General features: G+C 66.5%; 16 protein-coding genes. 12 read left to right on the forward strand and 4 right to left on the reverse strand.

Annotation, left to right across the window (positions count from 1 at the left end; all coding sequences use genetic code 11):
• Positions 1-116: 116 nt before the first annotated feature.
• Positions 117-956 (reverse strand): SDR family oxidoreductase, encoded by an 840-nt coding sequence (locus AC5Y49_RS07725; RefSeq protein ID WP_499885575.1) that lies wholly within the window; start codon positions 954-956, stop codon positions 117-119.
• A gap of 269 nt (positions 957-1,225) precedes the next feature.
• On the opposite strand from AC5Y49_RS07725, the gene AC5Y49_RS07730 reads away from it, so the two are divergent.
• The gene (locus tag AC5Y49_RS07730) at positions 1,226-1,708 is read left to right on the forward strand and encodes an MPT63 family protein (protein WP_499885579.1); all 483 of its coding nucleotides are present in this window, start codon (positions 1,226-1,228) and stop codon (positions 1,706-1,708) included.
• 106 nt (positions 1,709-1,814) lie between these two features.
• Entirely contained in the window at positions 1,815-2,750 is a 936-nt protein-coding gene (locus AC5Y49_RS07735; protein ID WP_499885584.1) for a lysophospholipid acyltransferase family protein, read from the forward strand.
• Between the two features lie 64 nt (positions 2,751-2,814).
• On the opposite strand, the gene mbp1 is transcribed toward AC5Y49_RS07735, so the two are convergent.
• Positions 2,815-3,057, reverse strand: a complete 243-nt coding sequence (gene mbp1 / locus AC5Y49_RS07740; protein ID WP_499885588.1) for a microaggregate-binding protein 1 — start codon at positions 3,055-3,057, stop codon at positions 2,815-2,817.
• Positions 3,058-3,271: 214 nt separating this feature from the next.
• Here mbp1 and AC5Y49_RS07745 point away from each other — a divergent pair, with 214 nt between their 5' ends.
• The 5 genes from AC5Y49_RS07745 to rlmN all read left to right on the forward strand — a co-directional run bounded on the left by AC5Y49_RS07745 (position 3,272) and on the right by rlmN (position 8,337).
• The gene (locus AC5Y49_RS07745) at positions 3,272-4,762 is read left to right on the forward strand and encodes an FAD-dependent oxidoreductase (RefSeq protein ID WP_499886318.1); all 1,491 of its coding nucleotides are present in this window, start codon (positions 3,272-3,274) and stop codon (positions 4,760-4,762) included.
• 190 nt (positions 4,763-4,952) lie between these two features.
• Positions 4,953-5,744: a UMP kinase gene (gene pyrH, locus AC5Y49_RS07750; protein ID WP_499885590.1), complete on the forward strand. Its 792-nt coding sequence runs from the start codon at positions 4,953-4,955 to the stop codon at positions 5,742-5,744.
• 14 nt (positions 5,745-5,758) lie between these two features.
• Positions 5,759-6,316 (forward strand): ribosome recycling factor, encoded by a 558-nt coding sequence (gene frr, locus AC5Y49_RS07755; RefSeq protein WP_065015808.1) that lies wholly within the window; start codon positions 5,759-5,761, stop codon positions 6,314-6,316.
• Positions 6,317-6,338: 22 nt separating this feature from the next.
• A complete protein-coding gene (locus tag AC5Y49_RS07760) occupies positions 6,339-7,244 on the forward strand; it encodes a phosphatidate cytidylyltransferase (protein WP_499885592.1) in 906 nt (301 codons plus the stop codon).
• A gap of 13 nt (positions 7,245-7,257) precedes the next feature.
• Entirely contained in the window at positions 7,258-8,337 is a 1,080-nt protein-coding gene (gene rlmN / locus AC5Y49_RS07765) for a dual-specificity RNA methyltransferase RlmN (protein WP_499885594.1), read from the forward strand.
• Between the two features lie 105 nt (positions 8,338-8,442).
• Here rlmN and AC5Y49_RS07770 read toward each other — a convergent pair whose 3' ends face one another.
• Complete coding sequence (locus AC5Y49_RS07770) at positions 8,443-8,697, reverse strand: DUF2631 domain-containing protein (RefSeq protein ID WP_499885598.1); 255 nt, start codon at positions 8,695-8,697, stop codon at positions 8,443-8,445.
• 53 nt (positions 8,698-8,750) lie between these two features.
• The gene (locus AC5Y49_RS07775) at positions 8,751-9,443 is read right to left on the reverse strand and encodes a fasciclin domain-containing protein (protein WP_499886319.1); all 693 of its coding nucleotides are present in this window, start codon (positions 9,441-9,443) and stop codon (positions 8,751-8,753) included.
• A gap of 120 nt (positions 9,444-9,563) precedes the next feature.
• Here AC5Y49_RS07775 and dxr point away from each other — a divergent pair, with 120 nt between their 5' ends.
• From dxr to AC5Y49_RS07800, 5 genes are all read left to right on the forward strand, one after another.
• Positions 9,564-10,733, forward strand: coding sequence for a 1-deoxy-D-xylulose-5-phosphate reductoisomerase (gene dxr, locus AC5Y49_RS07780; RefSeq protein ID WP_499885600.1), 1,170 nt, complete (start codon positions 9,564-9,566; stop codon positions 10,731-10,733).
• Positions 10,730-11,935 carry a M50 family metallopeptidase gene (locus AC5Y49_RS07785; RefSeq protein WP_499885602.1) on the forward strand — a complete coding sequence of 402 codons (1,206 nt, stop codon included), beginning with the start codon at positions 10,730-10,732 and terminating at the stop codon, positions 11,933-11,935. Before dxr ends, AC5Y49_RS07785 begins: the two co-directional genes overlap by 4 nt.
• 11 nt (positions 11,936-11,946) lie before the next feature.
• Positions 11,947-13,125, forward strand: coding sequence for a flavodoxin-dependent (E)-4-hydroxy-3-methylbut-2-enyl-diphosphate synthase (gene ispG, locus AC5Y49_RS07790; protein WP_499885604.1), 1,179 nt, complete (start codon positions 11,947-11,949; stop codon positions 13,123-13,125).
• A 40-nt stretch (positions 13,126-13,165) separates the two neighbouring features.
• Positions 13,166-14,020, forward strand: a complete 855-nt coding sequence (locus AC5Y49_RS07795; RefSeq protein ID WP_499885606.1) for a GNAT family N-acetyltransferase — start codon at positions 13,166-13,168, stop codon at positions 14,018-14,020.
• Between the two features lie 141 nt (positions 14,021-14,161).
• Positions 14,162-15,973, forward strand: a complete 1,812-nt coding sequence (locus AC5Y49_RS07800; RefSeq protein WP_499885608.1) for a penicillin-binding transpeptidase domain-containing protein — start codon at positions 14,162-14,164, stop codon at positions 15,971-15,973.
• Positions 15,974-15,981 lie beyond the last annotated feature (8 nt).

Consider the following 15,981-nt stretch of genomic DNA (forward strand, 5'->3'; position numbering starts at 1 on the left):
AACCTCCACGAGAGGATCTGTCCAGCGTTTGATGGGAATTTCCTGTGAAAGCCGGTTGGAGCAGCGTTACCGCGAGACGGTGGCCGCAGGACCTGATGGCCAGCCTCGCCTTGTCTTCAGAGAATCGGTCGGCCGCCGGTGACGGCCACCCGCGCACCGGAAATATAGCTGGCGTCGTCGGAGGCCAGCAGCACATAGATCGATGCCAGCTCGGCGGGTTGACCGGCGCGCCCCAGCGGGACGTTCTCGCCGAACGATTTTACCTTCTCCGCGGGCATGGTCGACGGGATGAGCGGTGTCCAGATCGGACCGGGAGCCACGCTGTTGACACGAATCCCTTTGTCGCCCAGCATCTGTGCCAGACTGGCCGAGAAGTTGGCGATCGCTGCTTTGGTCGCCGCATACGGCGCCAAGGTGGGGTTGGGTGTGTCGGAGTTGACTGACGAGCTGCCGATGATCGAAGAGCCGGCGGCCATGTGCGGCAAGGCCGCCTTGGTGAGATAGAAGTAGGCGCCGACATTCAGGCGGAACGTGTAATCCCATTCCTCGTCGCTGACCTCGTCGAGCGTTTCGTGCGTCATCTGAGATGCGGCGTTGTTGACCAACACGTCAATACCGCCGAGCTCCTGGACTGCCCGATCCACCACGGCCCGGCAGTGTGCGGGTTCGGACAGATCGCCAGGAACGAGGACGCATTTGCGGCCGGCGGCTTCGACATAGCGAGCGACGTCCTGAGCGTCTTCGTCCTCGTTGAGGTAGGCGATCAACACGTCAGCGCCTTCTCTGGCGTAGGCAATCGCCACCGCGCGACCGATCCCGCTGTCACCGCCGGTGATCACCGCCCGTTTACCCGTGAGTTTTCCGGAGCCTCGGTAGCTGTCCTCGCCGCAGTCCGGGACGGGGTCCATGCGAGCTTGCACACCGGGTACCGCTTGCTGCTGCTCGGGAAAACTCATCCTGAAGTGTCCAATCGTCAGGTGGCGCAGGCGTTATCGAAGTCGCGATCGTGATCTACCGCCCGGCTACCCGGCCTAACCAGCGGCTAACCATTGATGTAATGCGTTTACGGCGACGTAAAAGATCGCTGTCACGCAACATCATTCGTCCGGACCACGTTTGGGTCGACAGTGGATGGGTATGGGGGACTGGGTGCGGTGACCTACTCGAGACCGGGGTATCACCGCTCGAACGGAAGGCTCGAACGACACGAATGAGAGGAGATAGCGTGAAGTTCACCGCCACTACTGTGAAAACGGGAATTGGAGCCGCTGCAATCGCGGCCGCCAGTGTTTTCGGTGCGCCGATGGCCTCTGCTGCTCCGCCGAGCATCCAGGGTTTCGGCACCAGCCAACAACTCGTCGACGGTCCGTTGGTCACCGACTACACGGTGAGTAATTTGCAGCCCAGCGACATGGTGATTCCGGGGTACACCCCGAAGGGTCACTTGTACCAGGCGGATCTGACTGCCAAGTCGGACAGTGGGACTGTCACGCCGTTGGTGTCGGACTTCAACGCCCGGGCCGCCAACGGTGAAACTTACCGGGTGGTTGACACGTCGCCGGTGCCGAACGGCATTAGCCCGGCACCGATTGTTCAGGGTCAACAGTCCAGCGGCAAGGTCTACTTCGACGTGACCGGTGCGCCGCCCAACGGCGTCGTCTACAACGACGGCGTGCAGGACGTCCTGATCTGGACGAGCAACACTTAAAGCTGCCAGACCAGGCAACTTGCCCTCCCCGCGTCATTCAATGACGCGGGGAGGCGTCATTTTGCAGACATTTTCGCCGCGGCCCGGATCGGGTACTCGAAGCGGTATGAGTGCAACCGATCGCAGACCGGACAATGTGCGTCAGCAGGCCCGTCGGCAGGCCGAACAAGCGCGCACGGCGATGGACGACCGGCGTGAAGGACAACAGGGCGGACTGAGCGGCTGGGTGGCGAGCCGGGCCGGCAGTTGGGACCTCAGCGGCCAGGACGAGGCAACACTGCAGCGGCAGAAGTTCTTCTGGAACGTGTTGGTCGACTATTGGTTTCGAATGGAAATCGACGGCTGGGAAAACGTCCCGGAGACACCGGTGTTATTGGTGGGCATCCACTCAGGTGCCCCATTCGTGTGGGATGCCTGGACCGTCGGTTTGCAGTGGTGGCGGCGATTCGGTCCGGAGCGGACTTTGCATGGAACCGCCCACGATGCGTTGATGGCGATTCCGGGTTTCGGCCGGTACTTCCGTTCGATGGGTGTGCTGCCGGCCGCGCCGGACGCCATTGCGACGGCGCTGGCCGAAGGACGTGATGTCGCGCTCTGGCCCGGCGGCGAAGTGGACTCGCTGCGGCCGTGGAGCGACCGCGACCGCGCCAACCTCGCCGGGCGCAAAGGCTTCGTCAAGATGGCGATTCGCGCCGGCGTGCCGATTGTGCCGATCGCCACGGTGGGGGGCGCCGACGCGATGCCGGTCCTGATCCGCGGCGACAAGCTGTCGCGGGTCTTGCGGTTGGACCGGCTGTTGCGGCTCAAGGTGTTCCCGGTGGCCGTCTCGTTGCCGTGGGGCATCGCGCCCGCCGCGCTGCCGCAGTTCCCACTTCCCGCCAAGATCCGGACGCGATTCATGCCCGCCGTCGAGCTTGACCAGGACGCTGAACGCGCGGACGACGACGAGTATGTGGACCGCAAGTACCACGAAGTGCAGGACAGCATCCAGCGCGGCATGGATGCGCTGGCCCGCAAGCGCGCCCTGCCGTTGTTCGGTTGATCCTCGGGTCCCACTCAAACGACAGGCCCGGTCCTTTCGGACCGGGCCTGTCTATTGGATCAAGCTATTCCTGGTGAGACTCCTGGCGCTTCTCCGCCGTCTCAGCGCTGCCGCGAGCCGCGTCGGCTTCGGCTTCCCGCTTGGCCGCGTCGCGTTGAGCTTCGGCCTTGTCCTGCTGGGCCTTACCCTCGCGGGCCATGTCGTCCTGGCCGAGAACGTTGCCTGCGGCTTCTTTGGCCTTGCCCTTCACGCCTTCGACAACGCCACGAACGCCCTCTTCGGGCCCGCTGTTCTTGTCGTCCGCCATGGATTCCTCCTAGTTGGCTAGTGTCACTGAGTTTCTGCTCAGTACCGGCCGATGTCTCGACCGGTTTCGGCGCGGCGCAGAGACTCGTTGATCTCTTGCTTTCCCCGCCGCGTCTCGCGGATTCCCGGGTCGGCGAGTACTCAAACCTTCACGGCCGCCTTCCCCGGCCGCCGGCCTGTTTCGTCACCTCACGGCCGGGTATGTGGGAGCGATGATGGGATCGCTGTGGCTGGCCGACCGAAGCCGCCTAACTGCGCGAACAAGCCTGGGACCGCTGTCTGCCGACGTCGTGGTGGTTGGCGCCGGCATCACCGGCCTGGTCACTGCGGTGCTGCTGGCCAGGGCAGGCAAGGACGTAGTGGTGCTGGAGGCGCGCGGCGCCGGCGCAGTGACGACTGGCAACACCACCGGGAAGGTCAGTCTGCTGCAGGCCACGATGTTGTCGCAGATCGTCGCCCGCCACGGGGCTGACCTGGCACGTGATTACGTGCGTGGCAACCATGAGGGCCAGGATTGGCTGCTGCGGTATTGCGAGGCCAACGGTGTTCCGGTGCAGCGTGAGGACGCCTACACCTATGCGCAGTCGTCGGGAGAGGTGGCGTCGGCGCGCGCGGAGTTGGCTGCGTGCCGGCTGGCAGGCCTCGACGTCGACTGGGACGACGACGCCGATGTTCCGTTTCCCTATCACGGCGGGGTACGGCTCGCCGACCAGGCGCAGTTCGATCCAATGCCATTGCTGGACAGTCTGATCGGCGAGTTGACCGAGCGGGGTGGCCGGCTCGTCGAGGGCGCGCGGGTGCATCGCCTCGCACACCGCAGCGGCCGTGTGCGGCTAGGCGTGCGTACCTCTGACGGTGAGGTCGACGTCGACGCTGGACGGTGTGTGCTCGCCACCGGTATGCCCATTCTGGATCGCGGCGGATTCTTCGCCAGACTGAAACCCAGTAGGTCCTACTGCATTGCCTTCGACGTTCCCGGCACCATCACCCGACCGATGTTCATCTCGGCGGGTTCGCCGACCAGGTCGATCCGATACGCGCCGGTCGCCGGCGGTGAGCGACTCATCGTCGGTGGTGCCAGCCACGTCGTCGGCCGCAAGAGCCCTACCGCCGAGCTGGACGAACTGTCGTCATGGACGCGTAACTACTATCCCGGTGCCGAGGTGACCCATCAGTGGTCGGCCCAGGACTACACGCCAGCGGACCACTTGCCCTATGTCGGTCCGATCCTGCCTGGAGACGAAAAAGTTCTTGTCGCAACGGGTTTCAATAAGTGGGGGCTGGCTGCCGGCGCGGCGGCGGCGCTTGCCCTCAGCGGGCGGATCCTCGATGGGCGGATGGATTGGGCGCGTGCCTTCGCGGCGTGGAGCCCGCATGAGCTCGCCGGCATCCCCACCGCTGTGCAGGCCAATCTCGAGGTCGCATTCCACATGGCCAAAGGGTGGGTGGCGCCGATGACCCGGCTGGGACGCGCCACTCCCGCCGACGGCGGAGTGGTCAGCGGTCCACCCTGGAATCTGGAAGCACGTTGCACGGTTGACGGTGTGCAGCACCGTGTTTCGCCGGTATGCCCCCATTTGGGCGGAATTGTGAATTGGAACGACGCCGACAAGTCGTGGGAGTGTCCGCTGCACGGATCGCGCTTCGCACCCGACGGCACACTGTTGGAAGGACCGGCCACCCGAGGGCTGACAGCGTCGTCGTAGCTCCCAGGCGGGCACTGACCTTCTGGTGTGCGGGTGCGCGAGGATGTCCGCGAGAAATCTCGCAGTGGCTGCACGGCCGGCGAGCCTCGACATTAAGCTTTCACCTCGGACATGCGGGGGTGGGCATGAGGCAGGATGGAAAGTGCCGTGTCCGGGCGCACCGGGATGGCGCTCTTACGCGAGGAGTCTGATGACAGAACCGGAGCCGACGAGCACCAGGGGCGTAGAGGCGTTTTTGCCGGACAATGGCTACTCGGCCGCTCAACCGGATAATCGGCCGAAGTATTCGCGGGTGTTACTCAAGCTCGGCGGCGAAATGTTCGGCGGCGGTCAGGTCGGTTTGGATCCCGATGTGGTGGCCCAGGTAGCCCGCCAGATCGCCGAAGTGGTTCGCAGTGGCGTGCAGGTCGCGGTCGTGATCGGCGGTGGCAACTTTTTTCGCGGCGCACAACTTCAACAACGCGGCATGGAGCGCAGCCGCTCGGACTATATGGGCATGCTCGGCACTGTCATGAATAGCCTTGCGCTGCAAGACTTCTTGGAGAAGGAAGGCATCGCGACCCGAGTTCAGACCGCGATCACGATGGGGCAGGTGGCGGAGCCGTACATTCCGCTGCGTGCGCGACGGCATCTGGAGAAAGGCCGGGTGGTGATCTTCGGTGCCGGCATGGGATTGCCGTATTTCTCCACCGACACCACCGCGGCGCAGCGCGCGCTGGAGATCGGCGCCGAGGTGGTGCTGATGGCAAAGGCCGTCGACGGCGTGTTCGCCGACGACCCGCGGACCAACCCCGAAGCCGAACTGCTCACCGCGATCAGCCACCGCGAAGTAATCGACCGCGGGCTGCGGGTGGCCGATGCCACCGCGTTCAGCCTGTGTATGGACAATGGCATGCCGATCTTGGTGTTCAACCTGCTGACCGACGGCAATATCGCTCGCGCGGTCGCGGGTGAGAAGATCGGGACGCTGGTCACCACCTAAGGAGCGGCGAAACAATGATTGACGAGGCGCTCTTCGACGCCGAAGAGAAGATGGAAAAGGCCGTCTCGGTGGCGCGAGACGATCTGTCGACCATCCGGACCGGGCGGGCCAATCCGGGAATGTTCTCCCGGATCGTCATCGACTATTACGGCACCAATACCCCGATCACCCAGCTGGCCAGCATCAACGTCCCCGAAGCACGCCTCGTCGTCATCAAGCCGTACGAAAACAATCAGCTGCATGCCATCGAAACCGCGATCCGCAACTCCGACCTCGGGGTCAACCCAACCAACGATGGCAACGTCATCCGGGTGGCGGTGCCGCAGTTGACCGAGGAACGCCGCCGCGAGCTGGTCAAGCAGGCCAAGCACAAAGGTGAGGAAGGCCGCGTTTCCGTACGCAACATCCGCCGCAAGGCCATGGAGGAACTGCACCGCATCCGCAAAGACGGGGAGGCCGGCGAGGACGAGGTCGGCCGGGCCGAGAAGGACCTGGACAAAACCACCCACCAGTACGTCACTCAGATCGACGAGCTGGTCAAACACAAAGAAGGCGAGCTGCTGGAGGTCTAGCGGCCGCTCAGCAACGATGTCCGTGGCAGGCACTGATACCGGTACAGGCACCCCGGCCGAGGAATCGCTGCCGGAGCCGCCGCCGAAGACGTCGCGGGCCGGCCGCAACCTGCCGGTGGCGATCCTGGTGGGCGCGGTCCTGGGCGGGGCCGTCATCGCCACGTTGTTGTACGCGCGCTACGCGTTCGTCGGGATACTCGCCGCCGGTGTGCTGCTCGGCACGCTCGAAGTGATGCGGCGGCTGCGGGCCGCGGGCTACGTGATACCGGTCATCCCGCTAGTGCTCGGTGGTCAGGCCACCGTGTGGCTGACCTGGCCGTACGGGGCGCGCGGCGCGCTGGCCGGCTTCGGCGGCACCGTCGTCATCTGCATGATCTGGCGGCTGCTGAGCCGCCGGGGTCGGCGGGCGGCGCAGGGTTCCGATGCCGCGCCGGCGAACTACCTGCGTGACGTCTCGGCGACAGTTTTCCTGGCCGCCTGGGTCCCGCTGTTCGCCTCGTTTGCTGCGCTGCTGGTCTACCACCATGACGGACCCGCCAAGGCGTTCTCGCTGGCCGTCGGTGTGGTGTCCTCCGATGTCGGCGGTTACGCCGCGGGCGTGCTGTTCGGCAAGCACCCGATGGTCCCGGCGATCAGCCCCAAGAAATCCTGGGAAGGACTGATCGGCTCCCTGGTGCTGGGGACCACCGCGACCGCGCTCACCGTGGTCTATCTGGTCGGCAAACCGCCGTGGATCGGGGTACTGCTGGGTTTGACGGTGGTGATCACCGCGACCCTCGGTGATCTGGTGGAATCACAGGTCAAGCGGGATCTGGGGATCAAGGACATGGGCAGCCTGCTGCCCGGCCACGGCGGGGTGCTGGACCGGTTCGACGGATTCCTGCCGTCGGCGGTGGCAGCCTGGGTCGTGCTGACGCTGGTGCCCTGATACTGGACTCATCATGGTGCAACAACTGGTGTTCGAAGCACCGCGGCGCGCACTGCCGCCGCGGCATCTGGCCGACCTCGACGAGGCGGGTCGCGCCGCCGCCGTCGCGGAGCTGGGTCTGCCGGCTTTTCGCGCTAAGCAACTGGCGCACCAGTATTACGTCCGGCTGATCGCCGACCCCCGGCAGATGAGCGACCTGCCGGCCGCAGCCCGCGACCTGGTCGCCGAGGCCTTGTTTCCCACCCTGCTGGCGCCGGCCCGCGACATCGCCTGTGACGACGGCCAGACACGCAAGACACTGTGGCGCGCCATCGACGGCACCACGTTCGAATCGGTGCTGATGCGCTACCCGCAGCGCAACACCGTGTGCATCTCGTCGCAAGCCGGCTGCGGCATGGCATGTCCGTTCTGCGCGACCGGGCAGGGCGGGCTGAACCGGAACCTGTCGACCGCGGAGATCCTCGAGCAGGTGCGGGCCGCGGCCGTCGCACTGCGCGACGACTGGGGCGACCGGTTGTCCAACGTCGTGTTCATGGGCATGGGCGAACCGCTGGCCAACTACGCGCGGGTGGTGGCCGCGGTGCGTGGCATCACCTCCGGATTCGGGATCTCGGCCCGCTCCGTGACGGTGTCGACGGTCGGTCTGGCCCCCGCCATCCGCAAGCTGGCCGACGAGCGGCTCGGGGTGACGCTGGCGCTGTCGCTGCACGCGCCCGACGACGAGCTGCGCGACACGCTGGTGCCGGTCAACAACCGGTGGAAGGTCGGCGAGGCGCTGGATGCCGCCCGCTATTACGCCGACGTGACGGGTCGACGGGTCTCGATCGAATACGCGCTGATCCGCGATGTCAATGATCAGCCTTGGCGGGCCGACCTGCTGGGAAAGCTGCTGCACCGCGCGCTCGGCCCGCTGGCACATGTGAATGTCATCCCGCTGAACCCGACACCGGGCAGCCAGTGGGACGCCAGCCCCAAGCCGGCCCAACGCGAGTTCGTCCGGCGAATCCGTGCCAGGGGCGTCTCCTGCACTGTCCGCGACACCCGCGGCAGGGAGATCGCCGCCGCTTGCGGTCAGTTGGCCGCCGACGGCTGAGTGTCGACCTTTTACACCGAGACTGCGCTCAGAGCATGCCTGACCGCCGTGCACGGGCGCTGACCGCAGTTTCGGTGCCGTCAGCGCAGTCTCGACAGTTCGGCGCTACCGGAGCCAGCCGCGCCGGCGACCCCACCAGTCGCGCACGACGAAGAACAGCACCAGAGCCGCGAAGCTGATCAGAAACCAGTCTTCGATATGGCCGACGTGGTTGCCCCGCAGCATCAGTAGCAGGAAGCCGACGATGCACAACCCGACGATGCGCCAGGTGCGGTTGTTGATCTTGCTCCAGCCCCAGGCTGCAGAGGGCACATCGGCGGTGTACACCCCGGCGTCGCGCTCCACCTCAGTACTGACCACGACGTCACCTCCGGTTGGGATTGCCAGTGCCCCGACATTCTGGCACACCCACGTCAGGGCCCGGGCGGGGGCGGCGGAGGCATCAGCACGGTGTCGATCATGTACACCGTCGCGTTGGTGGTGCCGATACCGCCGCAGGTGACGGCGGCGTCGTTGACTTTGAGGTCGTCGCTGGTACCGGTGACAGTCAGCGTCGCATTGTTGTCCAGCGTCTGATGTACGCCGTCGGCCTGCGCCGGCGTCAGCTGACCATTGACCAGGTGATAGGTCAAGATGCCGTTCAAAAACGCTGCGTCGGTCTTGAGCCGGTCCATGGTGGCAGCATCGAGTTTCTCGAAGGCCTTGTCGGTCGGCGCGAACAAGGTGTACTCGCCCTTGTTCAGCGTGTCCACCAGGTTCACCTGCGGGTTGAGTTTGCCGGAGAAAGCTTGGGTCAGCGTGGTGAGCTGCGGGTTGTTCGAGGCGGCCACGGCGACGGTGTCTTTGGCCATCCCGGAAACCGAGCCGGGCCCGGTGGGCACCTGCTGCTCGTACTCGGCGCAGCCGGGACCGACCGGATTGCCTGCCGGGGCCGGGCTTCCGGTCGTCGTGGGCGCCGATGTGGTGATGAGCACCGTCGTGGTCACGGTCGCCGGTCCGGACTGGGCCGGCTGGTGGACTTCGGTTGTGGTGCAGCCCGACAACCCCACCACTGCGATCGCCGCGAAGCCGACCGCGGCAAGTGCTTTGTGCTGCATAGCGTCCATGGCTGCCATCTCCCGTTTTTAGGCCATTAGATGTTCGTCGCCCTTCCCGCTTTGGGCTCGGATTAAACGGTGTTCGCGTCTGCACGTGGGAACTCGCGCACCGCGCGGCACAATAAGTGGGTGACGAGCCGCCGCAAGATTCTGGTGCTGGGCAGTACCGGGTCCATCGGTACCCAGGCGCTGGACGTCATCGCGGCCAATCCGGATCGCTTCGAATTGGTCGGGCTGGCCGCCGGGGGCGCCAATCCGGATCTGCTTGGCCGGCAGCGCGCCGAGACCGGGGTCACCAACATCGCCGTCGCCGACGAGCGCGCAGCGCACGCCCTCGGTGAGGTGAGCTATCACGGGCCCGATGCGGCTACCCGCTTGGTCGAGGACACCGAGGCCGACGTCGTGCTCAACGCACTGGTAGGCGCGCTGGGATTGCGGCCCACGCTGGCGGCGCTGGGCTCCGGTGCCCGCCTGGCGCTGGCCAACAAGGAGTCACTGATCGCCGGTGGCCCGCTGGTGCTGCAGGCGGCGCAGCCAGGTCAGATCGTGCCCGTCGACTCCGAGCACTCCGCGCTGGCCCAGTGCCTGCGCGGCGGCACCCCAGATGAGGTCGCCAAACTGGTGCTCACCGCCTCCGGCGGGCCGTTCCGGGGCTGGTCGGCCGCCGAGCTCGAGCACGTCACGCCCGAACAGGCCGGCGCCCATCCCACCTGGTCGATGGGGCCGATGAACACGCTGAATTCGGCGTCGCTGGTGAACAAGGGGTTGGAGCTCATCGAAACCCACCTGCTGTTCGGGGTGCCTTACGACCGAATCGAGGTGGTCGTGCATCCGCAGTCGATCGTGCATTCGATGGTCACCTTTACCGATGGCTCGACGATCGCGCAGGCCAGCCCACCGGATATGAAGCTGCCGATCGCGCTGGCGTTGAACTGGCCGGAGCGGGTGCCCGGCGCGGCCGCGGCCTGCGACTTCTCCACCGCGTCGAGCTGGGACTTCGAGCCGCTGGACAACCAGGTATTTCCCGCCGTCGAGCTCGCCCGGCAGGCCGGGCAAGCCGGTGGCTGCCTGACGGCGGTCTACAACGCCGCCAATGAAGAAGCGGCGGGCGCTTTCCTGGCCGGCCGGATCGGCTTCCCGGCGATCGTGCGCACAATCGCCGACGTGTTGCACGCCGCAGGCCAATGGGCCGCATTACCCGCTACCGTGGATGACGTACTCGACGCGCAGCGCTGGGCCCGTGCGGAGGCTCGACGCGGGATTGAGCGAGCCGCACAGGAGGTCATAGGCACCCGATGATGTTCGTTGTCGGCATCGTGCTGTTCGCGCTCGCCATCCTGGTCTCGGTGGCGCTGCACGAGTGCGGGCATATGTGGGTCGCGCGCGGGACCGGCATGAAGGTGCGCCGCTATTTCGTCGGCTTCGGGACGACGCTGTGGTCGACGCGGCGCGGTGAGACCGAGTACGGCATCAAGGCCGTCCCCGCGGGCGGATTCTGCGACATCGCCGGCATGACCTCGGTCGAAGAACTGCTGCCCGACGAGCACGACCGCGCCATGTACAAGCAGAAGACCTGGAAGCGCACCGCGGTGTTGTTGGCCGGCCCCGGGATGAACTTCCTGATCGGCCTGGTGTTGATCTATGGCATCGCCGTCGCCTGGGGGTTGCCGAACCTGCATCCCGACGATCGCGCGATCGTCGGTGAAACCGCTTGCGTCGCACCGGAACTCACTAAAGGCGAGCTGGGCAAGTGCAACGGGCCCGGGCCGGCGGCGATGGCCGGAATCAAGTCCGGCGACGTGATCACCACGGTGGGCGCCACCGACGTGCACAGCTTCGGCGAGCTGGTCGATGCGGTGCAGAAACTCACCGGTCCCACTCCGTTCGTCATCGAGCGGGACGGCGCCAGGTTCACCGTCATGGTCGACGTCACCCGAACGCAGCGGTTCGCCAAGCCCGGCGACCAGCAGCCGAGCCCAGTGGGCGCCATCGGCATCAGCGCAGCCCAGTTCGGGCCGACGCACTACAACGCGCTGACGGCCATCCCCGGCACCGTCACCTTCACCGGCGATTTGGCCGTCGAGTTGGGTAAGTCGCTGGCGAAGATCCCGACCAAAGTCGGCGCGTTGGTGCACTCGATCGGCGGCGGTGAGCGGGACCCCGAGACGCCGATCAGTGTGGTCGGGGCGTCGATCATCGGCGGCGACACCGTCGACCATGGGTTGTGGGTGGCGTTCTGGTTCTTCCTGGCGCAGTTCAACTTCGTGCTCGGTGCCATCAACTTGGTGCCGCTGCTGCCGTTCGACGGTGGGCACGTCGCGATAGCGGTGTATGAAAAGCTGCGCAACATGGTGCGGTCGGCCCGCGGGAAGGTCGCCGCAGCGCCGGTCAATTATCTCAAGCTCATGCCCGCCACCTATGTCATCTTGGTGGTGGTGGTCGGCTACATGCTGCTGACCGTGACCGCCGACCTGGTCAACCCGATCAGGTTGTTCCAGTAGGAGACTCACCGATGGCCACCGGCCAAAACATTGGACTGGGCATGCCGGCACCGCCGGCGCCCACGTTGGCACCACGACGCAAGACCCGTCAGCTCAAGGTGGGCGACGTCGGCATCGGCAGCGATCATCCGATCGCCGTGCAGTCGATGACCACGACGAAAACCCACGACGTCAACGCCACGTTGCAGCAGATCGCCGAGCTGACCACCGCCGGCTGCGACATCGTGCGGGTGGCCTGCCCGCGCCAGGAGGATGCCGACGCGCTTGCCGAAATCGCCCAGCACAGCCAGATTCCGGTGATCGCCGACATCCACTTCCAGCCCAAGTACATCTTCGCCGCGATCGACGCCGGCTGCGCGGCGGTGCGGGTCAATCCGGGCAACATCAAGGAATTCGACGGCCGGGTCGCCGAGGTCGCCAAGGCCGCCGGTAAGGCCGGTATCCCGATCCGCATCGGCGTCAACGCGGGCTCGCTGGACAAGCGGTTCATGGACAAGTACGGCAAGGCCACCCCGGAGGCGCTGGTGGAATCGGCGCTGTGGGAGGCGTCGCTGTTCGAAGAACACGGCTTCGGCGACATCAAGATCAGCGTCAAGCACAACGACCCGGTCGTGATGGTGAGGGCCTACGAACAGCTGGCCGCCCAGTGCGACTACCCGTTGCACCTCGGGGTCACCGAGGCCGGCCCGGCGTTCCAAGGCACCATCAAATCCGCCGTCGCATTCGGCGCGCTGCTCTCACAGGGCATCGGCGACACCATTCGGGTGTCGCTGTCGGCGCCACCGGTTGAAGAGGTCAAGGTCGGCAACCAGATCCTGGAGTCGCTGAACCTGCGCCCGCGCTCGCTGGAGATCGTGTCGTGCCCGTCGTGCGGCCGCGCGCAGGTCGACGTCTACACCTTGGCCAACGAGGTCAGCGCCGGTCTCGACGGGCTCGACGTGCCGCTGCGAGTGGCCGTCATGGGTTGTGTCGTCAACGGCCCGGGGGAGGCCCGCGAGGCCGACCTCGGCGTGGCATCGGGCAACGGCAAGGGCCAGATCTTCGTTCGCGGCGAAGTGATCAAGACCGTGCCCGAAGCGCAGATCGTCGAGACGCTGATCGAAGAGGCCATGCGACTGGCCGCCGAAGGCGGCACGCCGTCGGGTCCGGACGCAACTGCGAGCGGTTCCCCGGTTGTGACCGTAAGCTGAGGGGGCCCGTTCGGGCTACCTGATCGCAGAAAGAGTCAGTATGTCGGCTCCGCCCATCCATCGCTTGGTCGACGAGCGGCGGGTGTCGGTGGTGCGGGATGCCGCCGCGGTGCGCCGCGTCCTCGACCACGACCCCGTCGGGTCGTGCATGGTCGCCGCACGGGTCGCCGACCACGGCATCGACCCGAATGCGATCGGCGGCGAACTGTGGACTCGGCGGGGCGCCGACGAGTCGCTGTGTTACGCCGGCCCCAATCTGATCCCGCTGCGGGGCGGGCCGACCGACTTGGCTGCGTTTGCCGACGAGGCCATGGGCGCCTCGCGGCGGTGTTCGTCGCTGGTGAGCCGGGCCGAATTGGTGATGCCGATGTGGCAGCGGCTCGAGTCGGTCTGGGGCCCGGCCCGCGACGTGCGTGCCCATCAGCCGTTGATGGCGCTGAACTCGATGCCGGCCTGCGCGATCGACACCGGCGTGCGCCAGGTGAAGCTACCCGAACTCGACGCTTACCTGGCGGCGGCCATCGATATGTTCATCGGCGAGGTGGGGGTGGACCCGCGGTTGGGCGACGGCGGTCGCGGCTATCGCCGCCGGGTGGCCAGCCTGATCAGCCAGGGCCGGGCGTGGGCCCGCTTCGAGCACGGCGAAGTCGTCTTCAAGGCTGAAGTCGGATCGCAGTCACCGCATGTCGGCCAGATCCAAGGGGTGTGGGTGCATCCCGACCGGCGCGGCCGGGGCTTGGGCACGGCCGGCACCGCGACGCTGGCCGCGGTGATCGTCGGCACCGGGCGAATCGCCAGCCTGTACGTCAACAACTTCAACACGGTGGCCCGCGCTGCCTACACCCGCGTCGGCTTCACCGAAGTCGGCGCCTTCGCGACCATCCTGCTGGACTGACTCGTCGCGACCGTTTTCGCCGTCACGCTGGCGTGACGCTCGGAGGCGACGGTCACGCTGGCGTGACGCTCGGCGGCGGTCACGGTTGCCTTCGGTGAGCCTCCGACCGTCCAGGGACTCGATTTCATAACATTTGCCTCAATGGCAACAAAAACCACATTTGCATCGCAAGCCGTGTGTCTGCTGCTGGTCGCGATCACCGCCTTGCCCGGCTGCACGCCGCGCCCCGATGGGCCGGGTCCGGCCGCCGAGCGATTCTTCGCCGCCTTGTCGACCGGCGACACCGCCGCCGCCGCCGAGCTCAGCGACGACCCGAGCAATGCCCGCGAGGCGCTCAATGCGGCGTGGGCCGGCTTGCAGGCCACCCACCTGGACACCCAGCTCTTGGGCGCGCGCTACACCGAAGACACCGGCACGGTGGCCTACCGCTTCACGTGGCAGCTACCGAAGAACCGGACCTGGACCTACGACGGGCAACTGAAGATGGCCCGCGACGAGGGCCGCTGGCGTGTCCGGTGGACCACCACCGGTCTGCACCCGCGACTCGGTGAGCATCAGACCTTCGCGCTGCGGGCCGACCCGCCACGACGTGCCGCGGTCAACGAACTCGGCGGTACCGACGTGCTGGTGCCCGGCTACCTCTACCACTACACACTGGACGCCGGCCGGGCCGGCGGGCAGCTCATCCAGACCGCACGCGCGGTCATCGACGCCCTGCACCCCTTTGACGACGCGCTGAACGACCCGCAGTTACTCGCCGAACAGGCCAGCTCGTCGGCCAAGCCGTTGGATCTGATCACGCTGCGCGCCGACGACAACAACGCCGTCGCGCCGGCAATCGGCAACCTGCCCGGGGTGGTGATCACCCCACAGGCCGAGCTGCTGCCGACCGACGAGCACTTCGCGCCCGCGTTGATCAGCCAGGTGAAGCAGGCCGTGACCGACCAACTCGACGGCCAGCCCGGCTGGCGGGTGGTCAGCGTCAACCAGAACGGAGTTGACGTCGCAGTGCTGCACGAGGTCGAACCCGCACCGGCGCCGTCGATCTCGATCAGCCTGGACCGCTCCGTGCAGAACGCAGCCCAGCATGCCGTCGACAACCAGAGCCGCCAGGCGATGATCGTGGCGATCAAACCCTCGACCGGCGAGATTCTGGCGGTTGCCCAGAACGCTGCCGCTGACGCCGACGGCCCGATCGCCACCAGCGGCCTGTATCCACCCGGGTCGACGTTCAAGATGGTCACCGCCGGTGCGGCGATCGAGCGCGATATGGCCAGCCCCAACACGCTGCTGGGCTGTCCGGGCACGATCGACATCGGTCACCGCACCGTGCCCAACTACGGCGGGTTCGACCTGGGTGTGGTGCCGATGTCACGGGCTTTCGCGAGTTCCTGCAACACCACGTTCGCCGAATTGGCCAGCCGGATGCCGCCTCGAGCGTTGACGCAAGCGGCCGCCAAGTACGGCGTCGGCCTCGATTACCAGGTGGACGGCATCACCACGGTGACCGGTTCGGTGCCCCCGACGGTGGATCTGGCCGAGCGCACGGAAGACGGCTTCGGCCAGGGCAAGGTGCTGGCCAGCCCGTTCGGCATGGCGCTGGTCGCGGCCACGGTGGCCGCCGGGAAGACGCCGGTGCCGCGGCTGATCGAGGGCCGGGAGACGACGGTGGCCGGCGATGGCACGCCGGTGAGCCCCAAGATGCTCGACGGCTTGCGGCCGATGATGCGCCTGGTGGTGACCAACGGCACCGCGACGGACATCTCCGAGTGCGGTGCGGTGTTCGGGAAGACGGGGGAGGCCGAATTCCCGGGCGGATCGCACTCGTGGTTCGCCGGGTACCGCGGTGATATGGCATTCGCGGCGCTGATCGTCGGGGGCGGCAGCTCGGAATACGCGGTGCGGATGACCAAGTTCATGCTGGGCCAGCTGCCGGGCGACTATCTGGCGTGACGAGCAGT

The organism is Mycobacterium sp. NGS62 (genome assembly GCF_059812285.1).